This window comes from Granulicella sp. S190, from assembly GCF_009766095.1.
Taxonomy (GTDB): domain Bacteria; phylum Acidobacteriota; class Terriglobia; order Terriglobales; family Acidobacteriaceae; genus Edaphobacter.
In genome coordinates, this window is sequence record NZ_LMUD01000047.1 from 270,946 (window position 1) to 283,337 (window position 12,392).

9 protein-coding genes and 1 pseudogene are annotated in these 12,392 nt (G+C 49.9%); 6 read left to right on the forward strand and 4 right to left on the reverse strand.

Features of this window, described 5'->3' with window-relative positions:
• The first annotated feature begins 189 nt into the window (after positions 1–189).
• Together GSQ94_RS20875 and GSQ94_RS20880 are read left to right on the forward strand one after the other, a co-directional pair.
• Positions 190–1,158: an MvdC/MvdD family ATP grasp protein gene (locus GSQ94_RS20875; protein WP_371417592.1), complete on the forward strand. Its 969-nt coding sequence runs from the start codon at positions 190–192 to the stop codon at positions 1,156–1,158.
• A gap of 22 nt (positions 1,159–1,180) precedes the next feature.
• Positions 1,181–3,325 (forward strand): peptidase domain-containing ABC transporter, encoded by a 2,145-nt coding sequence (locus GSQ94_RS20880; protein ID WP_158946024.1) that lies wholly within the window; start codon positions 1,181–1,183, stop codon positions 3,323–3,325.
• Positions 3,326–3,350: 25 nt separating this feature from the next.
• Here GSQ94_RS20880 and GSQ94_RS20885 read toward each other — a convergent pair whose 3' ends face one another.
• On the reverse strand, positions 3,351–4,316 hold the full coding sequence (locus GSQ94_RS20885) for an MvdC/MvdD family ATP grasp protein (RefSeq protein ID WP_158946026.1): 966 nt from the start codon (positions 4,314–4,316) through the stop codon (positions 3,351–3,353).
• A 1,385-nt stretch (positions 4,317–5,701) separates the two neighbouring features.
• Here GSQ94_RS20885 and GSQ94_RS21980 point away from each other — a divergent pair.
• The 4 genes and pseudogenes from GSQ94_RS21980 to GSQ94_RS20900 form a co-directional block, all read left to right on the forward strand.
• Positions 5,702–5,935: pseudogene (locus GSQ94_RS21980) on the forward strand (site-specific integrase); the annotation flags it as partial.
• Positions 5,936–6,043: 108 nt separating this feature from the next.
• A complete protein-coding gene (locus GSQ94_RS21600; protein ID WP_254064029.1) occupies positions 6,044–6,589 on the forward strand; it encodes a tyrosine-type recombinase/integrase in 546 nt (181 codons plus the stop codon).
• Complete coding sequence (locus tag GSQ94_RS20895; protein ID WP_158946030.1) at positions 6,586–7,521, forward strand: tyrosine-type recombinase/integrase; 936 nt, start codon at positions 6,586–6,588, stop codon at positions 7,519–7,521. Before GSQ94_RS21600 ends, GSQ94_RS20895 begins: the two co-directional genes overlap by 4 nt.
• A complete protein-coding gene (locus GSQ94_RS20900; protein WP_158946032.1) occupies positions 7,521–8,528 on the forward strand; it encodes a tyrosine-type recombinase/integrase in 1,008 nt (335 codons plus the stop codon). The genes GSQ94_RS20895 and GSQ94_RS20900 overlap by 1 nt, the downstream gene beginning before the upstream one ends.
• A gap of 212 nt (positions 8,529–8,740) precedes the next feature.
• Here the strand turns inward: GSQ94_RS20900 and GSQ94_RS20905 are convergent, their stop codons facing one another.
• From GSQ94_RS20905 to GSQ94_RS20915, 3 genes are all read right to left on the reverse strand, one after another.
• Complete coding sequence (locus GSQ94_RS20905) at positions 8,741–9,187, reverse strand: VOC family protein (protein ID WP_158946034.1); 447 nt, start codon at positions 9,185–9,187, stop codon at positions 8,741–8,743.
• A 376-nt stretch (positions 9,188–9,563) separates the two neighbouring features.
• Complete coding sequence (locus GSQ94_RS20910; protein ID WP_158946035.1) at positions 9,564–10,358, reverse strand: hypothetical protein; 795 nt, start codon at positions 10,356–10,358, stop codon at positions 9,564–9,566.
• A gap of 67 nt (positions 10,359–10,425) precedes the next feature.
• The gene (locus tag GSQ94_RS20915) at positions 10,426–11,274 is read right to left on the reverse strand and encodes a hypothetical protein (RefSeq protein ID WP_158946037.1); all 849 of its coding nucleotides are present in this window, start codon (positions 11,272–11,274) and stop codon (positions 10,426–10,428) included.
• Between the last annotated feature and the right edge of the window lie 1,118 nt (positions 11,275–12,392).

Below are 12,392 nucleotides of genomic sequence, written 5' to 3' on the forward strand. Positions count from 1 at the left end.
GCGGGCACTATCGAATATCAGGATCGCATTGCTACGCTAATTCGACCCAGCCCCCGGTTCATTGGAAAACGTGCACGCGCAGTAGATCGGCACTTCAGCTCACTGACAGAGAAAAGTCTTGCGAAATGGGATGTTGAAGTACCGAATGGCAATGCCTTGTTACTCAAACTTCTATTCGCATTATTGACTATGATCTTGATTCTTACGAACCGAAGGGACGTACACGCAGATGTTATTTGCGATGGACTGAAAAAGTGGCGCGCCGACTACTTAAGAATTAACACGGAGGACTTTCCAGCTGTCGCTAGAGCATCGATGAGGTACGGCCAGGATTCAACCGACATGCTGTGGCTTCAGAGCGGAGAAAGCTATAATCTTTCAACGGTCGAGACAGTTGTATTTAGACGTCCCGAATTTCCTAATGCGCAGCGTCTAAATGATGAAGGGTCTGGAGAGATAGTTAGAGTTGAAGCCGAACACTTTCTCTGGGGAATCTTGCGCCTCTTGCAAGGAAAGCGGTGGGTTAACCCGCTATCTGCCAATAGAGACTCCGATTTCAAACCGTACAACCTGCAACGTGCGGCTGCACACGGCTTTATTACTCCAAAAACTTTATATTCTAACAATGCAAGCCATATATTGAAGTTTGCGTCGGAATGCAACGGAAGATTAATCTACAAACCATTTGATTTCTATACTGTGACAGGCGCTAATGACTCTAGAAAGACGGTCTACACCAATCTTATTTCAAGCGAAGATATTAATGGCTCTATTCGTTCGCTCGAATCGGTTCCCGGCATATTTCAAGAGTACATAGAGAAAGAGCTAGAAATCCGTTTGACTGTTATCGGTGGCCGAGTTTTCGCATGCAGTATCGATTCCCAAAAAAGCAGCCGAGGTAAGGTTGACTGGCGGCGTTACGAGTTTCGCCGGGACTTGTATGCGGCTTTTACGCTCCCCTCCGATATTGAGCATTTGGCGATCTCATATGTAAAGGCACTAGGTCTTATCTTCGGCTGCATTGACATGATTCTAACGCCGGCCGGGCAATACGTGTTCCTAGAGATCAACCCTAATGGCCAATGGTTGTGGGTCGACAATTTCACACATATGCCGTTGTTAGAAACTTATTTGGATTTGATCACGTCTCGAATCTAAATTGGAAGGTCAATAACTTCTAGTGTTCAAGAAATTCGCCCACGTATTAGCACCATACTCAACCGACTGCGGCCCGGCGAGTTTGGCTACCATTGCTCTTCATTATGGAGCTACCCTGAATGTTTATGCTCTCGCAGAACGGCTAGGTACGGACCTACAGGGGACAGAGTTTCGTGATTTACAAAGAGTAGCCGAAGATCTGGGCTTTGAGACGGCTTTCGGTCTTGTGAAAGAAGACTGCTTAGACAAGATCCCACTGCCTGCCATTGTTCACTTCAAGGACGGAAGCCGCGGACATATCGTGGTGGTGCACCTCGTTTCAGAGAAACATGTCACCATCGCCGATCCCGCAGTCGGATTAGACAAGTTGAAGCGAGATCAGTTCATGTCGCGCTGGAGTGGCCGCGCATTGCTCCTTAGGCCTGTGCGGCAATTGGAAGGTGAGGGGCGAAGTGAGAACCTTCGCCGGCTGGTGAGGGTCCTGCTAAAACACCGCGCATTGCTGGCAATGGCTATCTTGGTCGCCTTGATAGTTACAGGGATAGCTTTCGGAGTAGCCAGATTTACGCAGTTTGTAGTTGATTCTTCGTTGCAAGGAAAGGCAGAAATTAGTTTTTTGCGGGTAACCCTTCTAATTTGCTTACTAATACTCATTCGATCTTGCCTTACCGTAGCCCGAGAAGAAATAATAAACCGAGTGGGTTATCTTTTAGAGTTCGATCTAAGTGACACGTTTGCAAGTCAACTTCTTTCTTTGCCGACCAAGTTTTTTGAGATTCGTGCAGTTGGCGACATTTATTCTTGCGTAAACGATGCGGCTGTAGTGAGGGCGACTTCGTTGGGTGTAATTTTCTCGGCTGCGTTGGATCTAATTCTCCTTGCCGCTGGGACTCTAGCTTTGTCTGCTCAGAACCTCTCTTTATCGATTCTAATCTGGCTCGTTCTACCACTAATCATTAGCGTCGGCTTAGTAGGGTCCGGTCCGCTGTCGACGCTAGACCGAAAGATGAGAGAGGCGGCATCAAGACATGCGTCCTTTTTTCTGGAGATGTCTATGAATGCGAAGGTTTTAAAAATGTACGGAGCAGAGTCAAAAGCGTTGGGATCAGTTAGAAGATCCCTGATTGATCTGCTGGAAATAAAAAGAGAGCGTTATCTTACCTTTGCGAGAATGAACGGAGTGATTGGTTTTACATCCGCCATTATCCTCGTGACAGTTTTGGTGCGAGGTCACTCTCTTGTCCTCGCGAGTCAGCTCTCCGTTGGCAAACTTATGTTGTTTTACACACTTATTGCGATGATGGTATCTTCAGCAGAACGATTGGCACCATCGCTAGGCTCTTTGAATGAGGCGTTGATAGGAATTGAGCGGCTTCACACGGTCAACCTTTTGACCCCGGAGTCAACGGGGGCGATATCACGGAGTGATGACTACTTCCAGGGAGGGTTGATTCTGCTAGAAAAGGTTTCTTTCAGCTGGCGATCGAGCGATCCTGTTCTTCGTGATATATCTCTGACTATTCGTGAGGGTGAATCGGTGGCTATAGTCGGGGAAACGGGTTCTGGAAAGAGTACTTTGGCATCACTGATGGCTGGTCTTCACGATCCTGTCCTAGGAAAAATTGCTTTCGGTGGCTTCGAAATTTCGGAATGGGATAGACCATCGCTGCGGAAGCAAATAGCATTTGTATTTCAGGACGCGGGAATAATTCCAGGATCTATCTTGGATAACATCTTAATGGGCGATCCGTCAGCCAGCAAAGATTCTATCGATGAGGTGTTGCGCTTAGCATGTATTGAAGCGTTCATTGAGCATAACTCGCGCGGCTTAGACTATCAGGTTGGACATGGAGGAGTCGCGCTATCAAGTGGCCAGCGTCAGCGAATAGCTATCGCAAGGGCCCTTCTCCGAGACCCGGCGCTGCTGATTTTAGATGAGGCGACAGGAAATTTAGACGTTGAGACAGAGGAAATGGTGCTAAATAATATCCTGAGGAGCCGCAAGGGAAAAACGACGATTATGATCACCCATAAACTAGCCATAACAGAGAAGCTAGATAGGGTGATCGTTATGCGCAATGGGCAAATTGTAGAAGAAGGATCCTTTCGCGCGCTATGCTCCATGAGTGGGCATTTTAGACGTCTCTGGGAAACACACAGCATCTAGAGGAAATCGCGACGGGTCGATAGCTTCACTCTCCGATCAGCAAGTTTATATACGCGTCCATAAGTGGAAGTTTCGTGCAAGCCTCGATCCATAGCCATTGTCCATTCGGATTTATCTCGAGAAAAACGTATCTGTCATCCGGCGTCACAATCATGTCGATGCATCCAAAGACTAGACCAAGTCCGTGCACATAAGATCGCGCCAGTGTCTCTATTCTGGTCGGTAAGCAGAAGGGCTTATACAGTTCTTCGCTGAAATCGTAGTGTCTCCAATCTATTTTGGACTTCATGCTCTTCTGAGAATCGATACTGCATGCAAAGACCTCGTTGCCGATCACTGTGATTCTCAGCTCGATTTTTTTATCTATATATTCCTGGTAAATACCGGGCGCTGCTGTCAACGCTACGCCAGCCCTACTGAGTCGGTCTAATGTGGTTAGATTGGTATAGATTGCCTTGGAGAAACCGTTGATAGACTCTTGAGCAAAGAAGGTGAACGGTTTATATATTATTTTCCCAGGGCAGCGCGAAGCGAAATCCAGAATATCTGACTGGTCATTAGACATGACGGTTGCGGGTATAAGGAATCCATGATTCGCGGCCTCTCTCAGGTTGAAGGGTTTGTAACCTGCAGTTCTGTTGGCAGCTATTGGATTCACCCATTTCCTTTCTCGTAGCAATCGCCATATCGCTCCCAAGAACTCCTCAGACTCTTTGATAACGAATTTATGATCTTCTTCGCTTATATCGTCAGATCGCTCTGGCGGCAGCGGACGCCTATAAACCACTGATCTCACATTGCTTAAGTCGTAAGAAACTCCTGCAATCAGAAGTGTCATATTAAGAGCGGCTGCGCTAAGACTCACGGAAGCTGAAAGGTTGTTCGGATACTCTTCAGTATTAATGCGAAAAAAGCCATGTTTTCGGCGTTCCAATTCCTCGCAGATGGCATCAGCATGTTCGTCTTCTCTGTTGGATATAACGAGGACCATCGAATCCTTTAGTTCAAAACTAATGTCTCGCCGACATGGAAATTGCCGTTCACCTACGATATCAAAGCAAGAAGCAATTCTCAATTTGATGGCAGTGCTTTGAGATGTACCTGATCCGCAAGCCAGTTAAGCGTCTAAGCTAATGCACTGCTTCCTCAAAGGCCCCTACTCTCGCTGGCAAATGCTGCCGAGGCGTTCGGAGATCACGCAGTTAGGGCTGCTCTAACGAACAAACGCGAGCATGCGGGGCCTATCCCGGCGTCCCTTCGAATGAATAAGCTGACTTCCGGGGCTCTTCCCGCAGGATTATAGTGAATTGCTTGTATGGTGAGACAGCAGACACAGCGGCCTCTAGGTCGCCGACTCTCTTGGGTCGTACGGGTTCAAATCTCGCAACAGGCAACCTCAACAAGTCTGAAGTTGCCAAAAGCCCGGCGGAAAGTGGAGCGCTCTCTTATGTTCGAACGTGCGCTCCTGTGGCAAATGGGTGCCCACCGTCCGTAGGATTCGGGCTCAGAGCGATTCCCTCATTCACCGCTCGAACCTGGGCAAGAAACTTCAAATATCTCACTGCTATGACGGTAGGAAGTCAGCCAACGGTATCGGTCCATACTCTACGCATGCTCGTCCGATATGTCTTGCCGGCAACACAGCGATATATCGTGTCCTGTTGAGCTGTCCGCCGAACTCCACCTTCCACCTATGTTGACGGTTGCGTTAGATCCAATTTACGTCGGCCCCGAGTCTAAAACGTATGCCGCCATCCCATGACGAGCCGACCTGAAAACCTGGTGAACAAATTCGCCAACGCCGTTACTGCTACTTAGAGAATGCGTTCAACAACTCAAAAATTAGCCTTCGAGCGCGAAACTCGCAATGGCTGAATTACGCACGTGTCCACACACCCGCCTTGGCCAGTTTGAGACCGGCCGGCTCTTCATGTCATTCGGACGATCTCCGAGGCAAGGGCGTATAGTCGGATCGTTTTTCCATCCCTCCAAAGGAGTCCGACTCAAATGCTTGAACAATTGTTTTTTCGATCTGATGCTTTAGCTCGTCAGCTTTCGGCACCGCTCGTAGACGAACGTAGGCAATATCTAGCTCATTGTGCGGCGCAGGGGATGACTCGGCGCACCCTACGCGTGAAAGCTCGACTTCTACTCTCAATCACGAAGTACCTGAGACTGGCTGAACGACCCTACGGAAGAATCGCTCTTCCAGAAATCGAGAAAGCGGCAAATCGATGGTTAACTCATAACCGACCATCGTCAAAGAGTTCGTATGCGAGGTTGTCGAGAGCGGAGTTCATAACCCAAGCGCTTGATTGGCTGCGGCTTCTTGATCGCCTCCGAACTATACCCAAACAGCTAAGCGTTTGTGACAGTATGTTAGCCGAGTTCAGCAGCTTCATGAAAAATGATCGAGGACTCTCTCCAACCACTGTTCAGTACCGTTGCAACTCCGTTAGACCATTCCTTGAGCAGATGCTTGAGGGAGAACGACCTCTTAACACGATCACTGTCTCCGATGTGGACTCGCTTCTCGCGCAGAAGGCGATAAAACATCACTATGCTCGCATTAGCATTCGGAGCTATGCTTCATCGCTCCGGTCATTCTTTCGATACGCCGAAATACGAGGGTGGTGTCCTGTCGGTATCGCTGGGTCGATTATGGCGCCTCGCGTTTTCCAGCACGAAACGCTCCCCTCTGGGCCATCTTGGAACATCGTGCAAGAAATTCTGGATGTCACCGCCGGCGAACATCCTACCGAGATTCGTGATCACGCGCTCTTGATGTTGTTTGCTATCTTTGGCGTTCGCTCTAGAGAAGTCGCTCGCTTGCAGTTCTCCGATATTGACTGGGATCGCGACAGAATAGTCTTTACCCGTTCGAAGGGAGCTCGAAGAGATGAGTTTCCTCTACCCCCCGTGGTTGGCGCTGCAATCATCCGTTACATCAAAGAAGCAAGACCAAACTCCTCCCTTCGGGAGATTTTTCTGACGAGGCATGCCCCAATCGGCCCACTCTCGCGCGGCGCGATTTGGTTTGCAGTTAGTCGGCGATTGCGAGAGCGAACTCCCTTGCTTCGCCATTTCGGACCACATTCCCTTCGGCATGCTTGCGCTACACGTTTGATCAATCAAGGGTTGACTTTGAAGGAAGTAAGTGATCACCTCGGGCATCGCGATCCGGAAGTGACCCGGATCTATGCCAAAGTGGATCTCTTACGGCTCCGTGAGGTGGCTACCTTCGACCTAGGAGAGCTGCTATGAAACTCAACTTGGTTTGCCAACAGTATGCTGCTTTCCGAAAGGCTCTTGGCGAGCGTTTTGTAACCAATGGGCGCTACGTCAAAGCCTTTTGTCTGGCGATGGGATCAGATATTGATATCGCGGCGGTCTCACCTGAGAAGGTAAATACCTTTCTCAACGGCAACGGTCCGCTCACCACCACTTGGCAAGTGAGACATAATGCGCTACTTGGTTTTTATAGGTATGCGATCAGTCGTGGGTTTGTCGGCAATTCTCCTTTGCCGCTCACGGTTCCAAAGCTGTCGGCGACATTCCGGCCTCACATCTATTCCGTCGATGAACTCCGGCGAATTCTGGAGTCGATAGAATCGTGTCCCCGTCCTCGCAGTGAGCTCGGTACATCTACATTACGGACTCTTATTCTTCTGATGTATGGCACAGCTTTGCGAACATCAGAGGCACTGTCATTAAAGATATGTGACGCTGACCTTGCCGGAGCCGTCCTGACGATCAGAGATTCGAAATTCTTCAAGAGTCGGCTAGTCCCCCTCGGCTCGAAGACTGTTCGACTCCTTACCGACTATGTCAATCCTCGCAGTTTACGGCGACGGGGACCGAATGATTTCTTCTTTGTTGGACGAAGCTCGAAGCAAATCCCGATTCATATGTTTGAGAGGGCTTACATTCAAATTCGAAACCATGCGGCGCTGCGCCGCGAAGGTGGTCCACGTAACCAGCCACGCCTTCATGACCTGCGCCATACATCGGCGGTCCACCGGTTAGTCAAATGGTATCGAGAAGGCAAGGACGTACAGACGCTTTTGCCTCAACTATGTGTCTACATGGGGCATACGACTTTGGCGGCTACACAGGTATATCTCTCGATGACGCCAGATCTTTTGCATGAGGCAAATCAGCGGTTTGAGCGTTACGCAATTCAGGAGGTGCTGTAATGACTAAGACGAGTCTTCTCGGACCATGGGTCCGGCGTTTTTTGCTCGAATACTTGGTAAGCGAGCGTAACTTGGCGCGAAATACCCAGTGTAGCTATAGGGATACGCTCAAACTCCTTCTTCCCTTTGTGGGTCGACAAACACATAAACAGGTCGACCAGATTGCACTGTTTGATCTTTCACCGGACCTAGTTCGGCTCTTCTTGCGGTATCTGGAAGAAGGTCGCAAATGCATCGCAGCTACGCGCAATCAACGATTGGCCGCAATCCGTTCCTTGGCCCGCTTTGTCGCATTATATTGCCCAGAGTACGTGGAGTGGTACGGCCAACTCCGCAACATCCCGCTTAAGCGGGCCACCCGATCGAGCATCACTTATTTGGAAAAGTCGGAAATGGACGCGTTGTTGAATGCGCCTGATCAATTGACGCAGCAGGGATGTCGAGACCATGCGCTCTTGCTGTTTTTATATAACACGGGTGCACGAGCTGACGAGGCCGCGCAGATAAAGATAGCGGATCTCCTCTTTGCCCACTCTAATCGGGACCATTCACTCGCGGAGATTCGGGGCAAGGGGAACAAGCTGCGACGTTGTCCTTTGTGGCCGCAAACCGTAATTGAGCTTTCATCGTTGATTAGAAGCCGCCCTTCGACTGATTATGTATTTCTTAATAGATGTGGTCGGCCCATAACCCGATTTGGCGTCCACACGACAGTGGGAAGATATGTTCAACGAATCGTGGGTCGGATACCTTCGCTCGCGACAAAGCGCGTGAGTCCTCATACTATCCGTCATACAACGGCGACCCATCTTCTCCGCGCCGGCGTGGACATCAACACCATCCGGGCCTGGCTGGGTCATGTTTCACTGAATACCACAAACATTTATGCGGAAGTCGATTTGGAAATGAGGGCCAAGGCTCTCGCAACTTGCGAGATCCGTGAAACTATTCCGCTGAAGCATTGGAAAGAGGATATTTCTCTGATGAAGTTCCTGCGAGCCCTTTGATCATATTATGTGGCGCCGCTATGAAGGCCGAGTGCTTTACTAAGCCACGTCGAAGTAGCAGCGCCACATAATGCTAGACGCCACAGAAGCGATGAATCGGCACGAATGGGGCACCCACCGATCGGAGTCTTACAACCCACCCTTCGCTAGAGCGGGGAGGATGGGGCACCCGATCGTTAGAGGTGTTCAAATGTGGTGTGGGGCAACCGGTGTCAACCGTAGGCAAGATCTGTGCTTTGACCGACCTCGATGATGTAGCCGTCAGGATCGCGGATGTAGCAGCGGATCTCGCCGTATTTGGGCAGCGGCTCGGTGATGAACTCGGCTCCTCGGCTCTTCCATAGCTCATAGCAGGCTTGAATATCCGCGACACGGAAGTTCAAAAAGCTGCTGAGGTGGTTCGGGTCGGGAACGCTGAGCGATACCATCGGCTTGTCCACCGTGGGGCCGCCTCCTACGTTCACAATCATCCAGATATTCGCGAGTTGAAGGTACCCGGGCGCGTTGCCGTCGCCCAGGCTCAGAATGCGAGCGCCGAAGACCTTTTCGTAGTAGCGAGCCGATCGCTCGATGTCCTTCACAGTGAGAAAATGCGCGATGCTCATCCCGTCCTTCGGAGGCATCTCATAGCTCTTCTGTTCGATTTGTACGCTGCCCATTGGCCACTCCAATTCCGATGAACCGTGCTCACTTGCTGATTCCGGTTCGTTCGTATCGATTATCCAGCCACAATTAAGCCTGACGAGGGAAGGCGAATCAATTGGACCAAGGTATTGGGCGACGCTTGGATTTAGTACGGTTCGAGCTTTGCTCGAATGCCCACTCATGCGATGAAACTGCATGAATGGGGCACCCAAGTCTTAGAGTCGAGTTCATGTATGGGCCACCCGCCGATGAAACTGCATGAATGGGGCACCCTAGACATGGCTCGAGTGATGCATGGGCCACCCGCCGAGGGTTCGCGCTGAAGCTCGAATGGGCCACCCGCCACCCAAGGTATTGGTTCAGTTCATATATGGGCCACCCAACGAAGGATTAGCGTTTGGTTAGTCGATCGGACCTAGACAATAGCACGTTCAGCGCATATCTCTTCATTACGCGATCGACGAGTTCGTAAACCCAAGGCTGTTCCCTTGGACCTACCACAACTTCACGTATGAGTGCCCCCGGCTCGATTGGAACGCTTATACCAAGAGGAGTCTCCGGGGGCTGTTGGCCCTGTTGAATTGCGCGTTGATGCTCAGTTGCGAGTTTACTGGGCCATATAATCGCTCGCAGCTCCGCCTCGTGCTCATAGCTCAGGTCCTTCCTCGCACTTCGGACTAACGTGTTGTGGTAGCGTCCTCGCTGAGACCAATCGATATATTCGACGAGGGTGATGTAAACGGCTTCGGGGTGAACTTTTACAGCGCGCTTCAGTTGTCCAACAGTGGACTTTATTCCGATGATTCCGTTTCCTTTGCCATACAAATCCCACATTGCAAGAGACTCGTTCGGCTTGGCACGCCAGCAACTGAAATAGGCAGTCGAGCGCATCAACTCCGAGGATAATAGCCAAGGCTGCTTCCCTCGCGTGGAAACACTGTTGAGGATAACTTCTCGTTCGAATTCTTGAATTTCGGCATCGGTGAGCATGCTCTCCAGTGGGTCACCGAATTGATCCGCCCGCGCAAACCAGAGACACTTCATTTCAAGCAAATACAGGAATCGCGCGAAATCCATGTAGCGCCACAAAACTGTATCTTCGATGGGAGTGAGCAAGTCGGGATGTTGGTCGTAAGGCATCAACAAAGAGTAATTGGTATGTAGGCGGAATTGTCGTAATAGCATCTATCCGCGCTGGCAAGGCACTCACTTGTCAGATCTCATAATCGGGGTCAATGCACTCGCCCTTTCACTAATTAGTCATGAGTTTGTTGTACTTCTCAGCGATTGCTCCCATGGATTCTGTGACATCTAGTTGAAGCTCGCCATTCGATAGGCTGTCCATAGATCGTTCAACTGAGCCATTAAAAATTTGAATCTCAGTGCCATTAATCCGAAGGTACGCTTCTACTCGTGAGACGGTGCTTGTAGAAGCTCTGAGAGATATTCGATCTAAATAAGGGCTAATGCCAATCGCCAGCACTCTGTAATCCCCGAGGCTTTTTATATCCTTGCCTGCTATTGAGCTCTGATCTAGTATCTGCAATTCCGCGCCGTGGACCCTGACAGTTTCTGAAACTGTTAAACCTCGAGATTGCTGAGACCCAAACGTAAGGACTTTTCTATCAGGCGTCGCGAGCGCCACTATCGGAGCACTGTCGATATAAGTGGAATTAACCTTGTTGACGTTTTGGGGTGTGCCGAAGACGATTTGTATTCGAATTCCTAGCGTTTCTATTTTTCCCGAACGAGCTCTTAGCTGGTCGATCGTCTCTTGCGCAGCCGAAAGTTGAAGCACTGCAGAGTGAGCATCATTCGCAGCCTTCGCAAACTGCTCTTGAGTCTCTGCAAGATCCCTCTTTGCTTGACTCAGCTCGACAATACTATTTTTGGCGTCTCGTGAGGCATCAGAAACACGATTGTTAAGAATTTCTTCTTTTTGCTTCTGCGAGCTTCCGCTCAAAAAATCTTTGCGGATACTTAGCTTGTATTGCACATAGGTGAGGGAGAGCGTTATTCCGCCAAATAGGATGAGTGCCAATTGAGTCCAACTGACAGCCTTACTAACGTCATCTAGTGAATCCCAAAACTTGCTCAGCATGGATTCCCTTAAGAAAAGGGCTCCGTCGTTCGGACGGAACCCCTTGTGCGTTTGAACCAAAAATGAAAGTTGTGACGTAATAGAATCAATTGTTTTGTGAGAACTGACGCCGCAAACATGAAAGTTAATTTACAGTTTTGATGAAAGTTTCGACGGGCTTTTACGGTTTCGATGAAAGTTTCGGCGTCCATCACAGATTCGATGAAAACGCCACGTGTCAGTGCTGATCTGTTTGAATATGTGCTATGCCAATCCAAGGTCTCAAGTGGATTTGGCTCTACGGTTCCCATCTGCGATAGCATGATGGGTCAGATGAGTAATGCCTCCCGAGAACGGTCGTTGAATAGCTCTCCCAACCTGTCAGATCCGGTCGAGCAAAGCGGCTGAGTCCTTCGGCAGTCGGGGCATTCGTCAACATTGCCAAGACCTGGTCACTCAAGGATGCCCAGGCCCTGGGTTGCTCGGTACTGTCACTGTCTCCACGCTCCTAGAATGGAAGCCCGAGGAGGGCTGAACACTCGACGAGGACAAGCTCATGCGAATCTCCCTCTATTGGGCCGCGGTAGCTTTGACCTCCAATGATTTTGTGCTCTCGCCAGAAGATGAAGTAGCTGTGATGAGGTAAAAATACTGAGTTCCAACCACGACATTGGTATCGACGAAACAGCGGCTCCTCGTCGTAAAGAACCTTCTCGAAGAACTCATTCGCTAAGCCGCTGACGCGACTCATTTCTGTGTCTGGACTGAATTCAAGCATGGGAAATCGCTGTTGTATTGAGCTTGGGCTCGCCTATTTATGTTTGTCGTGCTCGTCGAAGTTGAGCTCTGTTGTTGGGCCGATGTTTACGTCTGCCCAGCCTTCCACCAGTGATACTTAGCAACGAAAATTACTATCTCACCAGGTTTTGCTTCAGCTTTATTGTTTGCGGCCTTACCGCAATGATTGTCCCCAACTATCCCAGAGGCAACGACCTCATTAAGCGAAAAGAGACCGGTAGAGCATTGAATGCCAACCTGACCTCCCCCCAAAACCCGCACGTTTGTGAATACGAATTTATCCCGTCGCCGGAGCTGTGGCAAAGTGGGAAACGCTGGAGGCGTTTTCCAAGCAGGCGTAG